Source organism: Kosakonia oryzae (genome assembly GCF_001658025.2).
In the GTDB taxonomy this organism is placed as follows: Bacteria; Pseudomonadota; Gammaproteobacteria; order Enterobacterales; family Enterobacteriaceae; genus Kosakonia; species Kosakonia oryzae.
In genome coordinates, this window is sequence record NZ_CP014007.2 from 949,217 (window position 1) to 966,410 (window position 17,194).

The following is a 17,194-nucleotide window of genomic DNA, read 5'->3' on the forward strand; positions in this document are numbered from 1 at the left end:
TTTATTCGGTATGCTCTTCGTACTCATTTCTTGCACCAACCTGCGCGGACGCGCAGGTTTTTTTTTGCCCTGAATTTCTCCTCCGGCACTTCTCGTGTAATCTGCCACAATTTGCAAACTTACTTATTTCTCTGGCAAAAGGAGTTGAGATGCTACTGGGCTTTTTTCGCGAACTGTTTCGCGTTTTGTTCCGGGTGCAGTTGACCGGCAGCACTGAAGCACTACACGGTGAACGTGTGTTGATTACCCCTAACCATGTCTCCTTTATTGATGGCATTCTGCTGGCGCTGTTCCTGCCTGTACGCCCGGTTTTTGCGGTTTATTCCTCGATCAGCAGCCAGTGGTATATGCGCTGGATCCGCCCCATCGTTGACTTTGTCCCTCTCGACCCCACCAAACCGATGTCGATTAAATATCTGGTGCGTCTGATCGAGCAGGGCCGCCCGGTGGTGATTTTCCCGGAAGGGCGCATTTCGCTCTCGGGTTCTCTGATGAAAATCTATGATGGCGCAGGTTTTGTCGCTGCCAAATCGGGCGCAACGGTAATACCGCTGCGTATTGATGGCGCCGAGCTGACTTATTTCAGCCGCCTGAAAGGGCTGGTTAAACAGCGCCTGTTCCCACGCATTACGCTGCATATTCTGCCGCCGACATCTTTACCGATGCCGGAAGCACCACGCGCCCGCGATCGCCGCAAACTCGCTGGCGAGATGCTGCACCAAATCATGATGGAAGCGCGCATGGCCGTGCGCCCGCGCGAGACGCTGTTTGAAGCGTTTCTCGCCGCGCAGTACCGTTTCGGCGCCAACAAGCCCTGCGTCGAAGACATTAACTTTACTCCCGACAGCTACCGCAAGCTGCTGACCAAGACGCTGTTCGTTGCGCGCATCCTGGAAAAATACAGTACGCAGGGGGAGAAAATTGGCTTGATGCTGCCCAACGCAAGCATCAGCGCGGCGGTCATTTTCGGGGCGATTGCCCGTGGCCGAATCCCGGCGATGATGAACTACACTGCCGGGGTGAAAGGGCTTGGCAGCGCCATCACGGCAGCGCAAATCAAAACCATCTTCACCACGCGAACCTTTATGGATAAAGGCAAGCTCTGGCATCTGCCGGAGCAGCTTACCCAGGTGCGCTGGGTCTATCTGGAAGATCTGAAGGGCGATGTTACGCTGCAAGATAAGGTATGGATTTTCCGCCATTTGCTGACGCCGCTAAAAGCACAAGTGGCGCAGAAACCGGAGGATCCGGCGCTGGTGCTCTTTACCTCCGGTTCTGAAGGCAACCCGAAAGGCGTGGTGCATAGCCACAAGAGTATTCTGGCTAACGTTGAGCAGATCAAAACCATCGCTGACTTTACCGCCAACGACCGCTTTATGTCGGCGCTGCCGCTGTTCCACTCGTTTGGCCTGACGGTAGGCTTGTTTACGCCGCTTTTGACCGGGGCGGAAGTGTTTCTCTATCCCAGCCCGCTGCACTATCGCGTGGTGCCGGAACTGGTCTATGACCGCAACTGTACCGTGCTGTTTGGCACCTCGACCTTTCTCGGCAACTATGCGCGTTTCGCCAATCCTTACGACTTTTTCCGCCTGCGTTATGTCGTGGCTGGAGCCGAAAAGCTCCAGGAGAGCACGCGCCAGTTGTGGCAGGACAAATTCGGCCTGCGCATTCTGGAAGGTTATGGCGTGACCGAATGTGCGCCGGTGGTTTCGATTAACGTGCCGATGGCGGCGAAACCGGGCACGGTTGGCCGTATTCTGCCGGGAATGGATGCGCGTCTGATGGCGGTGCCGGGTATTGAAGAGGGCGGACGCCTGCAACTGAAAGGGCCGAACGTGATGACCGGCTATCTGCGGGTAGAAAACCCCGGCGTGCTGGAAGCGCCGTCGGCGGAGAATATTCACGGCGAGCAGGAAGCTGGCTGGTATGACACCGGCGATATTGTGCGCTTTGATGAGCAGGGGTTTGTGCAGATTCAGGGGCGCGCGAAGCGTTTTGCCAAAATTGCCGGTGAGATGATCTCGCTGGAGACGGTGGAACAGCTTGCGCTGGCGGTGTCGCCGGAGAAAATGCATGCCACGGTGATTAAAAGTGATGCCAGCAAAGGTGAAGCGCTGGTGATGTTTACGAGCGATGAATCGCTGACGCGCGACAAACTTCTGCAATATGCACGTGCGCAGGGCATCCCTGAGCTGGCGGTGCCGCGCGACATTCGTTATCTCAAGCAATTGCCGGTGCTGGGCAGCGGCAAGCCTGATTTTGTCACGCTCAAAACGATGGTTGACGAGGCGGAAAACCAACATGCTTAAACCTGAGATCAGCGCCTCGCTGTGGTCGCGCGGAATGATGGCAGTGATCGCCGCCCAGTTCCTTTCGGCATTTGGCGACAATGCGCTGCTGTTTGCCACGCTGGCGCTGCTGAAGGCCGAGTTTTACCCGGACTGGAGCCAGCCGATCCTGCAAATGGTGTTTGTGGGTGCTTACATCCTGTTTGCCCCTTTTGTCGGCCAGGTGGCGGACAGTTTCGCCAAAGGCCGGGTAATGATGATGGCGAATGGCTTAAAGCTGCTGGGTGCCGCGAGCATTTGCTTTGGCGTGAATCCGTTTGTTGGCTATCTGCTGGTGGGCATTGGCGCGGCGGCTTACTCTCCGGCGAAATACGGCATCCTCGGCGAGATCACTTCCGGGGATAAGCTGGTTAAAGCCAATGGGCTGATGGAGTCATCAACCATTGCCGCCATTCTGCTCGGTTCGGTGGCGGGCGGTGTGCTGGCCGACTGGCATGTGCTTGCTGCGCTGGGCGTTTGTGCGCTGGTTTATGCGGGTGCGGTCGTCGCTAATTTGCTGATCCCGAAGCTGCCCGCTGCGCGGCCGGGGCAGTCATGGCGTTTTACGCCGATGACACACAGCTTCTTTAGCGCCTGCAAAAGTTTGTGGCGCAACGGTGAAACCCGCTTTTCGCTGGTGGGTACCAGCCTGTTCTGGGGCGCGGGGGTGACGCTGCGCTTCCTGCTGGTGCTGTGGGTGCCGGTAGCGCTGGGTATTACTGACAACGCCACGCCGACCTGGCTGAACGCGATGGTGGCGGTCGGGATTGTGGTCGGTGCCGGGGTGGCGGCAAAGCTGGTCACACTGGAAACTGTCGCGCGCTGTATGCCTGCAGGGGTTTTGATTGGCGTCGCCGTGGTACTGTTTTCGTTACAACATGCTTTGCTGCCTGCTTACGGCGTTCTGATGCTGATCGGCATGCTGGGCGGTTTTTTTGTCGTGCCGCTGAATGCGTTGCTACAGGCGATAGGTAAAGCGTCGGTCGGGGCGGGTAATGCGATTGCCGTGCAGAATCTCGGCGAAAACATGGCAATGCTGGTAATGCTGGGGCTGTACTCGCTGGCGGTAAAAGCCGGCGCACCCGTCGTGGGAACGGGCGTCGGCTTTGGCGTGATCTTTGCGCTGGCGATAGCGGCGCTGTGGTTCTGGCAGCGCCGCCGGTAAGTTTACGGCGCCGGGTAGGTATATACCTGGTGCGCCGCTTCAATCTCCGCCAGCACATCCTGGCTCAGATCCAGATGCAGGCTTTCCACATTGGTTTTCAACTGTTCCATCGTCGTCGCGCCCAGCAGGGTGCTGGCGACGAAGGGCTGGCGACGGACAAACGCCAGCGCCATCTGTGCCGGATCGAGATTGTGTCGCTTCGCAATATCCACATAAGCCGCCACCGCCTTTTGCGCCTGCTCACCGCTGTAACGCGTAAAGCGGCTGAATAGCGTGTTGCGCGCGCCTGCGGGTTTTGCCCCGTTGAGATATTTCCCGGTCAGCGTGCCGAAGGCGAGGCAGGAGTAGGCCAGCAGCTCGACACCTTCATATTGGCTCACTTCCGCAAGGCCCACTTCAAAGCTGCGGTTTAACAGGCTGTACGGGTTCTGGATGGTGACAATGCGCGGCAGTTCATGCTTTTCCGCCAGATGCAGATAGCGCATCACGCCAAAGGCGGTTTCGTTCGAAACGCCGATATAACGAATTTTGCCCGCGCGCTGAAACTCAGTCAGCGCTTCCAGCGTCTCCAGCAGCGTCACAACCGGCGCGCTCTCTACCCAGCTATAACCCAGCTTGCCGAAGCAGTTAGTGGCGCGCTGCGGCCAGTGAACCTGGTAGAGATCGAGATAATCGGTTTGCAGACGTTTTAAACTTCCATCCAGCGCGCTGCGGATGTTTTTACGATCGAGCGCCTGATCCGGACGGATCCCGCTGTCATTGTTGCGGCTTGGGCCGCTGACTTTGGAGGCGATAACCAGCTTTTCGCGGTTGCCGCGTTTTGCCAGCCAGTTGCCGACATAGGTTTCGGTTAAACCCTGCGTTTCCGGGCGTGGCGGAACAGGGTACATCTCTGCGACATCAATCAGGTTGATTCCCTGGCTGACGGCGTAATCGAGCTGTGCATGGGCGTCGGCTTCGCTGTTTTGTTCACCAAACGTCATTGTGCCCAGCCCCAGGGTGCTAATTTCCAGCGAACTGTGGGGGATACGGTGATACTGCATAGCCGGCTTCCTCAAAAATACAACGTCAGTAGTCCTGACAAAGGACTATAAACATGGCAGAGGGGAAGCAAAAGGGAAAGGGAAAATTCACAAAAAGGTCAGCAGGTCACTGACCTTTAAAGGTATTTCTTAGCGTTCGATAATCTGGGAGACATCATCACGGTTAATCTGCATTTTGTTGCCCTGCTGATCGCGATAGCTGACCAGCCCGGTATCATCATCAATTTCCGGCTTACCATCCGTCAGGATCATTCTGCCGTCTTTTGTTGCCATTACGTAATCGCTGCTGCATCCGGAAACCGCAAAAGCTAAACCTACTGCAGAAATAATCACCGCCCATTTTTTCATCGCTCAGACCCTCTCATGGCATGCGTCACACACAGTCTAGTAATAACCCGCTGTTTCGCGTTGGAAAAGGGAGATTTTCTGAAAATAGCGGTGAGAGCAGGTAAAGAAATGAAAAGCGCTTCCCCGGCCGGAGAAGCGCTTTGCTTACAGCGGATTTTTCTTGTTACGCAACAGGTTAAGCCACTCGACGGCGATCGAGAAGAACATCGCGAAGTAGATGTAACCTTTCGGCACATGAATCGAAACGCTTTCGAGGATCAGCGTAAAGCCAACCAGAATCAAAAACGACAGCGCCAGCATTTTGACCGACGGATGGCGATCGACAAATTCGCCAATCGGACGCGCGGCAAACATCATCACGCCAACAGCGATCACGACGGCGGCCATCATGATAAACAGATGATCGGAGAGACCCACCGCGGTAATCACCGAATCAAGACTGAAAATGATATCCAGCAGCATGATCTGCACGATAGCGCCGAGGAAGGAGTGAACATTAGTTTTCAGCCCTTCTTCTTCACCTTCGATCGACTCGTGGATCTCTTTGCTCGCTTTCCAGATCAGGAACAATCCGCCGAGAAAAAGGATCATGTCACGCGCCGAAACGCTGTGATCAAAAAGGGTGAATAACGGATGCGTCAGCCTTGTTACCCAGGCAATAGAAGCCAGAAGCAGCAGCCGCATTACCATTGCTGCTGCCAGCCCAAGCCGACGGGCGTGATTACGTTGCGCACCAGGTAACTTTGCAACAACCAGAGAGAGGAAAATAATATTATCGATCCCTAACACGATCTCCAGCAGCGTCAGCGTACCGAGCGCAAGCCAGGCGTTAGGATCGGTGATCCATGCAAATAACATCAATAAAAGTCCTGCAAAAAAAGAAGCGCTAATTATAAGCGTCAGTGAGGCTGTGGCAAAAAATTAATATCCGGAGAGCAAAAAGTGGCGAGCCAGCAACGCGCTGGTGAAGTTCTTTTTCAGGTAGAAACCGCGTGGCAGCGTGAGAATAGGCTCGCCGTGTTCGCCAATTGCTTCCGTCAGCGCTTTGCTGTTGGCGGCCTTGGGACGTAATTGCAGCACTTCGCCGTGACGGGCGGTAATACGCGTGACCTGGCCCAACACAATCAGATCCATCAACTCTTCCCAGTCCTGGCGTAACTGCTGCTCTTCTTCCTCATTGGGGCTCCAGAGCAGCGGCGATCCGACGCGGCGATCGGCTACCGGGATCTCGCGCGAACCCTCAATCGGGATCCATAACACGCGTTTCAGCTTGTGCCGGACATGGCTGGTTTCCCACACCACGCCGCTATTCCCGGTGAGCGGAGCGACGCAGACAAAGGTGGTTTCCAGCGGGCGGCCCTGGTTATCCACCGGAATGGTTTTTAACTCGACGCCCAGCGCGGCGAAGTCCTGCTCGGGTTTGCTTCCGGCGCTGGCGCCCAGCCATAACTCGAGCAACACACCGATCCAGCCTTTATCCCGTTTCAGATCGTGCGGCACCGGCAATCCCGCTAACGCCGCCAGCTCACCAAGCGAATAGCCTGCCAGACGCTGGGCCTGAGCGAGTAACTGAGCCTCGGATTCGGGTGGCGAAGTGAAAGGAGATAACGCGAACATGTCACTAACCTTTTGATTAAAAAACAGGCAGGAGTTTTCCACCGTGTTCTGCCAGTTTACCGTTTTCCGCGGAATATTGGCAACGCAATGATTTAAAAGATAATTTATTTATGTGTGCAATGTGTTGCGCAACAGCCCGTCAGGTTTTCCAAATCTGGTCACTGACAATGAACAGGATCTTACACCATGTTATCCACAGAAAAATGGGATAACTGGTGAAAACCCTCACTACTGTTTCCATTTACAGCCTTGACGTGCGATGAAAATCGAATTTCTGCACAAAATACGCCTAACTTATTGGCATAATCTGTGGATAAAAACGGCTCTGTTCGATCTTTCATCAGCGGAAGGATCCTGAGAGTGATGATCGTCACATTATGCTGCAAAAATCCGGTGATAAGTCACTTAACTAAATGAATCCATGAATTTTATTTCTTTACCCGATAAATGGCTTATTCAGACTGTTCTGGGTTTTCCCTGGGTAATTCCATACTTTTTCACAACTCTATCCACAGAAAAGGTGAATAAAACCCGTCGGAGGCAGGGGATGGTGTTTATAACTCTTATGCAAACTGTGAGTTATTCAATCGTTATCCGTTCGTATCCCTGTCATAGAGTGGTTTACCGTTTTCCGGGAGTGTGAAACAATCTCGTCATTCAGGTTTATTTTGAGGTAGTCCGGTGATTGATGACGATGGCTACCGCCCAAATGTGGGAATCGTAATCTGCAATCGACAGGGCCAGGTGATGTGGGCCAGACGCTTCGGGCAGCACTCCTGGCAATTTCCCCAGGGGGGAATCAACCCAGGCGAGACCCCGGAGCAGGCGATGTACCGGGAACTGTTCGAGGAAGTGGGCTTAAGTCGTAAAGATGTTCGTATCCTTGCTTCTACCCGTAACTGGTTGCGTTACAAGTTACCGAAACGTTTGGTGCGTTGGGACACAAAGCCGGTTTGTATCGGCCAGAAACAAAAATGGTTTCTTTTGCAGTTGATTGGTAATGATGCAGAAATCAATATGCAAACCAGTAGCACCCCTGAGTTTGATGGCTGGCGTTGGGTAAGCTACTGGTATCCTGTTCGTCAGGTAGTCTCGTTTAAACGCGACGTCTACCGGCGGGTGATGAAAGAGTTTGCAAGTGCGGTGTTATCGCTTCAGGAAACGCCTCCTAAGCCACAAAACGCACCTGCCTGGCGACGTAAACGAGGTTAAGCCACCCACATTATGCTCACCCGACTGCGAGAAATAGTTGAGAAAGTTGCCAGCGCGCCGCGTCTTAACGAAGCGCTGGAGATACTGGTTACCGACGTGTGTCTGGCGATGGAAACCGAAGTATGCTCGGTCTATCTTGCAGATCACGACAGGCGCTGTTTTTATCTGATGGCGACGCGCGGCTTAAAAAAGCCGCGCGGCCGTACTGTCACACTCGCATTCGATCAGGGGATCGTGGGCCTGATTGGCCGACTGGCGGAACCCATCAACCTTGCCGATGCGCAGAAACATCCCAGCTTTAAATATATTCCTGCGGTAAAAGAGGAGCGTTTTCGCGCGTTTCTCGGCGTACCGATTATCCAGCGCCGCCAGTTGCTTGGCGTACTGGTTGTGCAGCAGCGTGAGCTGCGCCAGTACAATGAAAGCGAAGAGTCCTTTTTGGTCACACTGGCCACCCAGGTCGCTGCGATCCTTTCCCAGTCACAATTAAACGCCTTGTTTGGTCAGTATCGGCAGACACGTATTCGTGCGCTGCCGGCTTCGCCGGGGGTTGCCATTGCCGAAGGCTGGATGGATCAAACCCTGCCGCTGATGGAGCAGGTTTATCCGGCATCGACGCTGGATACCTCGCTTGAGCGCGAAAGGCTGACCAGCGCGCTGGAAGAGGCTGCCAACGAATTTCGCCGTTACAGCAAGCGTTTTTCCGCCGGCGCGCAAAAAGAGACGGCGGCGATTTTCGATCTCTATTCCCACCTGCTCTCCGATGCGCGTTTGCGCCGTGAGCTGTTCGAAGAAGTGGATAGAGGTGCGGTGGCCGAATGGGCGGTGAAAACGGTGATCGAAAGCTTCGCCGAACAGTTTGCCGCGCTCAGCGATGGTTATCTGAAAGAACGCGCTGGCGATCTCCGGACCCTTGGTCAGCGTCTGCTGTTCCACCTTGATGACAATATTCAGGGGCCGAATACCTGGCCGGAGCGCTTTGTGCTGGTCGCCGATGAGCTTTCGGCGACAACGCTGGCTGAGTTGCCGCACGATCGGCTGGTTGGCGTGGTGGTGCGCGACGGTGCCGCCAACTCTCATGCCGCGATCATGGTGCGCGCGCTTGGCATTCCGACGGTGATGGGGGCGGATATTCAGCCTTCTGCGCTGCATCGCCGTACGCTGATTGTCGATGGTTACCGTGGCGAATTACTGGTGGATCCAGAACCGGTTCTGCTACAGGAATACCAGCGTCTTATCACTGAGGAGAATGAGCTCAGCCGTCTCGCCGAAGATGACGTCAATCTGGCGGCGCAACTTAAAAGCGGCGAGCGGGTGAAAGTGATGCTGAATGCTGGCTTAAGCCCGGAGCACGAAGAGAAACTCGGCAGCCGCATCGACGGTATCGGGCTATACCGCACTGAAATTCCCTTTATGCTGCAAAACGGCTTTCCGTCGGAAGAGGAGCAGGTGGCGCAATATCAGGGCATGCTGCAAATGTTCAACGACAAGCCGGTGACGCTGCGTACGCTGGATGTTGGCGCTGATAAACAATTGCCCTATATGCCCATCAGCGAGGAAAACCCCTGTCTTGGCTGGCGAGGCATTCGTATTACGCTCGATCAGCCGGAAATTTTCCTCGTGCAGGTGCGCGCCATGCTGCGCGCTAATGCGGCCACCGGCAACCTCAGTATTCTCTTGCCGATGATCACCAGTATTGACGAGGTGGATGAAGCCAAACGGCTCATTGAACGCGCCGGACGTGAAGTCGAGGAGATGATCGGCTACGCCATTCCACGCCCGCGTATTGGCGTGATGCTGGAAGTGCCCTCAATGGTGTTTATGTTGTCGCATCTGGCAAGCCGCGTTGATTTTATCTCCATCGGCACCAACGATCTGACGCAGTATATTCTGGCGGTGGATCGCAACAATACCCGCGTAGCGACAATGTATGACAGCCTGCATCCGGCCGTGCTGCGTGCGTTGTCGATGGTGGCAACCGAGGCGGAACGGTTAGGTATCGACCTTTGCCTGTGTGGTGAAATGGCCGGAGATCCGATGTGTGTCGCCGTGCTGATAGGCCTTGGTTATCGCCATCTGTCGATGAACGGGCGTTCGGTCGCGCGCATCAAATATTTGCTGCGGCGCATTGATGCTGAAGAGGCGCGGGTGCTGGCAAACCGCACGCTTGAGGCGCAGTTAGCCGCCGAAGTTCGCCACCAGATTGCCGCTTTTATGGAGCGTCGTGGGCTGGGCGGTCTGATCCGCGGCGGGATTTAAGTGTCTGCTTATTCAGCCGTAAAATAAGTGCGTAGCTGTCGGACTATACATATCTTTTACAACTTCGGCGCAACTCATGCATCCCCCTTATGCTATGATTCGCCCCTTTGGAGCGGCTGCCGGTTGCGGCCGCGTATGTAAACCGCTGTCCACTTTCGGCGGAAGAACAACAAGTTGTGGTGACAGATGAACAGTGGCTATCTGCGTTTTCCCGATTTTGATCCGGTGATTTTTTCCATTGGGCCCGTCTCCCTGCACTGGTACGGGTTGATGTACCTTGTAGGATTCGTTTTTGCCATGTGGCTGGCTACGCGTCGGGCTAACCGTCCGGGCAGCGGCTGGACGAAAAACGAAGTGGAAAATCTGCTCTATGCAGGTTTCCTGGGGGTATTTCTGGGTGGCCGCCTCGGCTACGTGTTGTTCTATAATTTCCCGGTGTTCCTTGCCGATCCGCTCTATCTGTTCCGCGTGTGGGATGGCGGTATGTCCTTCCACGGTGGCCTGATTGGCGTCATCGTTGTGATGGTGATTTTCGCGCGTCGTACTAAACGCAGCTTCTTCCAGGTCTCTGATTTTATTGCGCCGTTGATCCCCTTTGGTCTGGGTGCCGGACGTCTGGGTAACTTTATTAATGGTGAATTATGGGGCCGCGTCGATCCCTCATTCCCGTTTACTATGCTGTTCCCCGGCTCGCGTGCGGAAGATGCCGCGTTGCTGCCAGCGCATCCGGAATGGCAGTCGATTTTTGATACCTACGGCGTGCTGCCGCGCCATATGTCACAGCTCTATGAGCTGGCGCTGGAAGGCGTTGTCCTGTTTATCATCCTTAACCTGTTTATCCGCAAACCACGCCCGACCGGCGCGGTCTCCGGCTTGTTCCTGATTGGCTACGGCGCGTTCCGTATCATTGTTGAATTTTTCCGCCAGCCCGACGCGCAGTTTACCGGCGAATGGGTGCAGTACATCAGCATGGGGCAGATCCTCTCCATTCCAATGATTGTCGCAGGCGCTATTATGATGATTTGGGCGTACCGCCATCGTTCGCCGCAACACGTTTCCTGAGGAACCATGAAACAGTATTTAGAATTGATGCAAAAGGTGCTGACCGAAGGCACCCCGAAAAACGACCGCACCGGGACAGGCACGTTGTCTATTTTTGGCCATCAGATGCGTTTTAATCTGCAGGACGGCTTCCCGCTGGTGACCACCAAGCGCTGCCATTTGCGTTCAATTATCCATGAGCTGCTGTGGTTCCTGCAGGGCGATACCAATATCGCTTATTTGCGCGAAAACAACGTCACCATCTGGGATGAATGGGCCAACGAGCAGGGCGATCTCGGCCCGGTTTACGGTAAACAGTGGCGCGCATGGCCAACGCCGGATGGTCGCCATATCGATCAGATTTCAACGGTTATCAACCAGTTGAAAAACGATCCGGACTCTCGCCGCATTATCGTTTCGGCCTGGAACGTCGGCGAACTGGATAAAATGGCGCTGGCACCTTGCCATGCGTTCTTCCAGTTCTATGTGGCGGACGGCAAGCTCTCTTGCCAGCTCTATCAACGTTCCTGCGATGTGTTCCTTGGGCTACCGTTCAATATCGCCAGCTATGCGCTGCTGGTGCATATGATGGCGCAGCAGTGCGATCTGGAGCCGGGTGATTTTGTCTGGACGGGAGGCGATACGCACCTCTACAGTAACCATCTTGAGCAGGCGCATCTGCAACTCAGCCGCGAACCCCGCGCGCTGCCGAAACTGGTGATCAAACGTAAGCCTGAGTCGCTGTTTGATTACCGCTTCGAAGATTTCGACATTGAAGGTTACGATCCGCACCCGGCAATTAAAGCGCCGGTCGCTGTCTGACCAGGCTGAACATGACACAACCGGTGCAGTAATGCGCCGGTTTTTTTTCATCAAAAAACGGTTTTTCGGCGCTGCTCGCAACCGCTGTGCAAGCCACTGCAAATGCACTTTTTTCTCTCGTAATGCCTCGTAATTTTCCCTTTTCTGCCTCGATCTGAACATCTACCGCTTGCACACTGCCGCCATGAAAAACGAAGCGGGTTTTACCCTTATTGAAACGCTTATCGCCGTTGCGCTGATCGCAATCCTGAGCGGTATGGGGCTTTCGGGCTGGCAGTACTGGCAGGCGCAACAGCGGTTATGGCAGACCGCGCTACAAGTTCGCCACTTTTTGGAACGGTTACGCGAAGAGGCTAACTGGCATAACCAGGCGCAACGGGTTTATTCGGCACGGGAAGGCGATGGCTGGTGCCTGCTCAATTCGCCCTCAACGGGCTGCGCCACGTCTGGCTCGCTCTCCGTTATGCCTGCCTGGCCTGAGGTGATGCTCCTGGATGTGACGCCATCGCTCGGTTTCTTTGGTTTGCGCAACACTGCATGGCCGGGACATATTCGCGTGCGCAGCAGCGCCGGAGAGTGGCGGATCGTGGTTTCAGCCTGGGGGCGCATCAGAATGTGTCAGAACGCGAAGGACGATCAATGTTGAACAGTCAACGGGGTTTTTCACTGCTGGAAACCATACTGGCAATGGCTATCGGTAGCATATTGCTGCTGGCTTCGGCCCGCTTTTTACCGGCACTGCAAGCCGCCGTTTTGCAACAGACTCGTGTCCAGACGCTGGAGGACGATCTCTGGCAACGGCTCTGGGCGGTAGCAAAGCAGTTACAGCGGGCGGGCTACTGTAACGGCAGTTGCACTGGCCAACCGCTGATCATCAGCAATAGCGGAGAGTGTGTGATAATGCAGTGGGATGCCAACAGTAACGGACGCTGGGAATCTTCTGCGAGCAGTGAACCGGAGCAAACGGGTTTTCGCCTGCAAAATGGCGCACTGGAGACATTGCGTGGCGCAACGTCCTGTACCGGACGGGGCTGGGAAAAAACGACCGATCCCGCCCAGATGTCTGTCTCGCGTTTTAACGTGACCCTGCGCCAGACGACAGGACATGCCCCGCAGCTTACTGTCGCGCTCACCGCCTCTCTTCCTGGCGATGCCGGAACAACGGTGAACGCTGTGCTGGACGTCACCGGATATAACTTATGAATCGACAACGAGGAATGTCATCGCTGGCGCTGGTATTGCTGCTACTGCTGCTCGGAAGCTTGATGCTGAATGGCCTGAATCAGCAGCTTTCCTGCCATTTGTGGCGCGTAAATCGCGAGATCCACGGATTACGCAATATTGCTGAAATTCACTCGGCGATGGAGTGGGCGCAACATCAAGTATGGCCATCGCAACCCTTGTTGCAGTGTCGGCAGCCTGCTGGCGCAGGTTGGCGCAGTTGCCTGCGCATTTTCAGCGATGATTCCGCGTTGCTGATCGTTGCGAACGAAGAGGATGCACTCTGGCATCTGGGGGCTGTAAGCGGTGGTAGTATCCGCTTTTTGCCGCATGGCTGGAGTGATTTTTGTCCGCTAAACGAGGTGGCGCTATGTCTGCTCCCCTGAACAAGCAACGAGGTTTCAGCCTGACGGAGGTACTGCTGGCGATGCTGCTGATGGTGATGGTGGTTACCGCTCTGGGCGGTTATCATCGGGCGTTGGCGTCAGGGTTCTGGTCCGCCAGCCAGTGGCGTCAGCTATGGCGATATGCATGGCAACAGGCGCAACCTGACGCTCCGCCTTTGCCGCCCGGCTGGCAGGTAAACCGGGGGCAGACAACGGCAGAGGGATGTGTCAGCATCAACGTCACCGTTACCTCGCCAGCGGGCAGGCAGGGGCAGATGACGCGATTATTTTGTCCGAACAGTCAGTAGTCAGGAGCGCTTATGTTAAGGGTTTACCACTCCAATCGCCTGGATGTGCTGGAAGCATTGATGGAGTTTATCGTTGAGCGAGACAGGCTCGACGATCCCTTTGAACCGGAAGTGGTTCTGGTGCAAAGCACCGGCATGGCGCAATGGCTTCAGATGACGCTGGCACAAAAGTTTGGCATCGCCGCCAATATCACCTTTCCGCTCCCGGCAAGTTTCATCTGGGACATGTTTGTCAGCGTGCTCGATGACATTCCCAAAGAGAGCGCTTTTAGCAAGCAAAGCATGAGTTGGAAGCTTATGTCGCTGCTGCCGGACATGCTGGCGCGCGAAGAGTTCGCCATGCTGCGTCACTACCTGAATGATGATGACGACAAGCGCAAGCTGTTCCAGCTTTCGTCGCGCGTAGCGGACCTCTACGACCAGTACCTTGTCTATCGTCCGGAATGGCTGACACGCTGGGAAACGGGCGAAACCGTTGATGGGCTGGGCGAGGCGCAACAGTGGCAGGCTCCGCTCTGGCGTGCTCTGGTGGAGCATACCGCTGCACTCGGCCAGCCTCACTGGCACCGCGCCAATCTCTATCAACGTTTTATCAATACCCTCGAATCAGCACAGACGCCGCCCGCAGGTTTGCCCTCCCGCGTTTTCATCTGCGGTATTTCTGCGCTGCCGCCAGTCTATTTACAGGCTCTACAGGCGCTGGGTAAGCACATCGATGTTCATCTGCTGTTTACCAATCCCTGCCGCTACTACTGGGGAGATATTAAAGATCCCGCCTTTTTGGCAAGGCTGGTTACCCGCCAGCGCCGCCATCACCGGGAAGATCGGCAATTTCCGCTGTTTCGCGATACGCAAAATGCAGGAAGTCTCTTTAATGACGACGGTGAACAGGATGTCGGAAACCCGCTGCTGGCCTCGTGGGGAAAACTGGGGCGCGATAACATTTTTCTGCTGGCAGGTATGGATCGTTATGAGGAACTGGATGCTTTTGTCGATATCACGCCCGGTTCCCTGCTGCAAAACCTGAAGTACGACATCCTTGAGTTGCAAAACAGCGCCGTGGCGGGCGTGACTGCGGAAGAGTTTGCCAGCAGCGACAAAAAGCGAACGCTCGCGCCCGGCGATCGCAGCGTGACGGTACATGTCTGCCATAGCCCGCAGCGTGAAGTGGAGATCCTGCACGATCGTTTACTGGCAATGCTGGAAGCCGATCCGGAACTGACGCCGCGCGATATTGTGGTAATGGTGGCGGACATTGACAGCTATAGCCCCTACATCCAGGCCGTTTTCGGCAGCGCCAGCGGCGAGCGTTATCTTCCCTATGCCATTTCTGACCGCCGCGCCCGGCAGGCGCATCCGGCGCTACAGGCTTTTATTAGTCTGCTGTCGCTGCCGGACAGCCGCTTTGTTTCAGAAGATGTGCTGGCGCTGCTGGATGTTCCGGTGCTGGCTGCGCGTTTTAACATCGATGAAGAGGGGCTGCGTTACCTGCGGCTGTGGGTTAATGAGTCAGGTATTCGCTGGGGCATGGACGATGACAACGTGCGCGAGCTTGAGCTACCGCCGACCGGGCAACACACCTGGCAGTTTGGCCTCACGCGTATGCTCATCGGTTATGCCATGGAGAGCCGCCACGGCGAATGGCAATCCGTTCTGCCGTATGATGAATCGAGTGGACTGATTGCTGAACTGGTGGGGCATCTGGCAACGCTGCTGATGCAATTGAATATCTGGCGTCGCGGGCTTTCTGAAGCGCGTCCGCTGGAAGAGTGGCTTCCGGTTTGCCGCGATATGCTCAACGACTTTTTCCTGCCCGATCCGGATACCGAAGCGGCGCTGGCGCTGATCGAGCAGGAGTGGCAGGCGATCATCGCTCAGGGCGTTGGCGCGAAGTATGGCGAAGCGATCCCACTTTCTTTACTCCGTGACGAGCTGGCCCAGCGCCTGGATCAGGAGCGTATTAGCCAGCGCTTTCTCGCCGGTCCGGTCAATATCTGTACCCTGATGCCGATGCGTTCCATTCCCTTTAAGGTAGTTTGCCTGTTAGGCATGAATGACGGCGTTTACCCGCGCACGCTCCCGCCGCTGGGGTTTGATCTGATGAGTCAGAAACCACAGCGCGGCGATCGCAGCCGACGCGACGATGACCGCTATCTCTTCCTGGAGGCGCTGATTTCGGCGCAGCAGCAGCTCTATATCAGCTATATCGGCCGTTCTATCCAGGATAACAAAGAGCGTTTCCCTTCCGTGCTGGTGCAGGAACTGGTTGATTATATTGGCCAAAGCCACTGTCTGGCGGGAGATGAAGCGCTGAACTGCGATGACAGCGAGCGTCGGGTGAAAGCACATATCACGCATTTACATACCCGTATGCCGTTCGATCCGGCGAACTTTACTGCTGACGAGTGGCAGAGTTATGCCCGCGAATGGCTGCCTGCGGCGAGTTCGCAGGGTGAAGCGCATTCACCGTTTATCCAGACGCTGGAAAGTCAGCCGCTGGAGACGCTCTCCTTCGATCAGCTTCAGCGCTTCTGGGCGCATCCGGTCAGGGCTTTTTTCCAGATGCGTTTACGGGTCAATTTCCGTCCGGAAGAGCATGAGATCCCTGATGCTGAGCCATTTATCCTTGATGGTTTAGATCGGTACCAGTTGAATCTTGAGCTGCTCAACGCATTAGTGGAGCAGCAGGATGAAGATAAATTATTCCGCCGTTATCGCGCTGCTGGCTTGCTGCCTTATGGCGCATTTGGAGAAATCATCTGGGAAACACAGTGCCAGGAGATGCAGGAACTTGCTGGTCGCGTCATCGAGCATCGTCAACCGGCCGTAAGCCAGGAGATCGATCTTCACTGTGCGGGTGTTCATTTGACGGGCTGGTTGTCACGTGTGCAGCCGGATGGCCTGCTACGCTGGCGTCCCTCTTTATTGAGCGTTTCTCAGGGGCTGCAACTTTGGCTTGAGCATCTTGTCTACTGTGCCAGCGGCGGTGCCGGCGAAAGCCGGTTGTTTGTGCGTAAAGACGGCGAGTGGCGATTCCCACCGCTGGAGCCAGAGCAGGCAATGGACTCTCTGGCGCTGATGATCGAAGGTTACCGGGAAGGGATGACGAAACCACTGTTGCTGGTGCCGGAAAGCGGCGGCGCGTGGATAAAAGCCTGTTATGACGCCGCAAATGATGCCATGTTAATGGACGAGGAAACGCTACAGAAAGCGCAAAGCAAATTTTTGCAAGCCTGGGAGGGCAATATGATGGTTCGCGGTGAAGGTGAAGATATATGGTATCAGCGGTTGTGGCGTACCCTTGAGCCAGAGTGTTACGCTGAAATCACCGAACAGGCGCGCCGTTTCCTGTTACCGCTTTATCGACATAATCAGTCCGACTGACTGTATAAAAATTGCGCAAGCCGTAAGCATCCATTATTATGCGCGACGGTCACGGACTGAT

General features: G+C 55.3%; 16 protein-coding genes. 11 read left to right on the top strand and 5 right to left on the bottom strand.

Translation table 11 applies throughout. The features are described 5' to 3' along the window. Window positions 1-149: 149 nt before the first annotated feature. Window positions 150-2,309 (top strand): bifunctional acyl-ACP--phospholipid O-acyltransferase/long-chain-fatty-acid--ACP ligase, encoded by a 2,160-nt coding sequence (gene aas, locus AWR26_RS04625; RefSeq protein ID WP_064563941.1) that lies wholly within the window; start codon window positions 150-152, stop codon window positions 2,307-2,309. Further along, a complete protein-coding gene (gene lplT, locus AWR26_RS04630; protein WP_064563944.1) occupies window positions 2,302-3,492 on the top strand; it encodes a lysophospholipid transporter LplT in 1,191 nt (396 codons plus the stop codon). Before aas ends, lplT begins: the two co-directional genes overlap by 8 nt. 2 nt (window positions 3,493-3,494) lie before the next feature. Here lplT and AWR26_RS04635 read toward each other — a convergent pair whose 3' ends face one another. The 4 genes from AWR26_RS04635 to mutH form a co-directional block, all read right to left on the bottom strand. Beyond that, window positions 3,495-4,535 (bottom strand): NADP(H)-dependent aldo-keto reductase, encoded by a 1,041-nt coding sequence (locus AWR26_RS04635; RefSeq protein ID WP_064563946.1) that lies wholly within the window; start codon window positions 4,533-4,535, stop codon window positions 3,495-3,497. Window positions 4,536-4,664: 129 nt separating this feature from the next. After that, entirely contained in the window at window positions 4,665-4,883 is a 219-nt protein-coding gene (gene ygdR, locus AWR26_RS04640) for a lipoprotein YgdR (protein ID WP_007370351.1), read from the bottom strand. A 144-nt stretch (window positions 4,884-5,027) separates the two neighbouring features. Further along, window positions 5,028-5,741, bottom strand: a complete 714-nt coding sequence (locus AWR26_RS04645) for a TerC family protein (protein ID WP_064563950.1) — start codon at window positions 5,739-5,741, stop codon at window positions 5,028-5,030. Window positions 5,742-5,804: 63 nt separating this feature from the next. Continuing rightward, complete coding sequence (gene mutH, locus AWR26_RS04650; RefSeq protein WP_064563951.1) at window positions 5,805-6,500, bottom strand: DNA mismatch repair endonuclease MutH; 696 nt, start codon at window positions 6,498-6,500, stop codon at window positions 5,805-5,807. A gap of 681 nt (window positions 6,501-7,181) precedes the next feature. Between mutH and rppH the strand changes: the two genes are divergently transcribed. From rppH to thyA, 4 genes are all read left to right on the top strand, one after another. After that, window positions 7,182-7,712 (top strand): RNA pyrophosphohydrolase, encoded by a 531-nt coding sequence (gene rppH / locus AWR26_RS04655; protein WP_035887639.1) that lies wholly within the window; start codon window positions 7,182-7,184, stop codon window positions 7,710-7,712. 12 nt (window positions 7,713-7,724) lie between these two features. Further along, entirely contained in the window at window positions 7,725-9,971 is a 2,247-nt protein-coding gene (ptsP, locus tag AWR26_RS04660) for a phosphoenolpyruvate--protein phosphotransferase (protein WP_043956742.1), read from the top strand. Window positions 9,972-10,157: 186 nt separating this feature from the next. Beyond that, entirely contained in the window at window positions 10,158-11,033 is an 876-nt protein-coding gene (lgt, locus tag AWR26_RS04665; protein ID WP_064563959.1) for a prolipoprotein diacylglyceryl transferase, read from the top strand. Between the two features lie 6 nt (window positions 11,034-11,039). Then, window positions 11,040-11,834, top strand: coding sequence for a thymidylate synthase (gene thyA, locus AWR26_RS04670; protein WP_064563961.1), 795 nt, complete (start codon window positions 11,040-11,042; stop codon window positions 11,832-11,834). Here thyA and AWR26_RS04675 read toward each other — a convergent pair. Next, complete coding sequence (locus AWR26_RS04675; RefSeq protein ID WP_074922545.1) at window positions 11,812-12,009, bottom strand: hypothetical protein; 198 nt, start codon at window positions 12,007-12,009, stop codon at window positions 11,812-11,814. The genes thyA and AWR26_RS04675 overlap by 23 nt on opposite strands. 9 nt (window positions 12,010-12,018) lie before the next feature. Here AWR26_RS04675 and AWR26_RS04680 point away from each other — a divergent pair, with 9 nt between their 5' ends. The 5 genes from AWR26_RS04680 to recC are packed head-to-tail and all read left to right on the top strand — an operon-like array spanning window position 12,019 to window position 17,133. Continuing rightward, window positions 12,019-12,480, top strand: coding sequence for a prepilin peptidase-dependent protein (locus AWR26_RS04680; protein WP_064563963.1), 462 nt, complete (start codon window positions 12,019-12,021; stop codon window positions 12,478-12,480). Then, window positions 12,474-13,037, top strand: coding sequence for a prepilin peptidase-dependent protein (locus tag AWR26_RS04685; protein ID WP_064563965.1), 564 nt, complete (start codon window positions 12,474-12,476; stop codon window positions 13,035-13,037). The genes AWR26_RS04680 and AWR26_RS04685 overlap by 7 nt, the downstream gene beginning before the upstream one ends. Then, window positions 13,034-13,441, top strand: a complete 408-nt coding sequence (locus AWR26_RS04690) for a DUF2509 family protein (RefSeq protein WP_064563967.1) — start codon at window positions 13,034-13,036, stop codon at window positions 13,439-13,441. Before AWR26_RS04685 ends, AWR26_RS04690 begins: the two co-directional genes overlap by 4 nt. Continuing rightward, the gene (locus tag AWR26_RS04695) at window positions 13,426-13,749 is read left to right on the top strand and encodes a prepilin-type N-terminal cleavage/methylation domain-containing protein (protein WP_043956748.1); all 324 of its coding nucleotides are present in this window, start codon (window positions 13,426-13,428) and stop codon (window positions 13,747-13,749) included. Before AWR26_RS04690 ends, AWR26_RS04695 begins: the two co-directional genes overlap by 16 nt. Before the next feature lie 12 nt (window positions 13,750-13,761). Then, window positions 13,762-17,133, top strand: a complete 3,372-nt coding sequence (gene recC / locus AWR26_RS04700) for an exodeoxyribonuclease V subunit gamma (RefSeq protein ID WP_064563969.1) — start codon at window positions 13,762-13,764, stop codon at window positions 17,131-17,133. The last annotated feature ends 61 nt before the right edge of the window (window positions 17,134-17,194 follow it).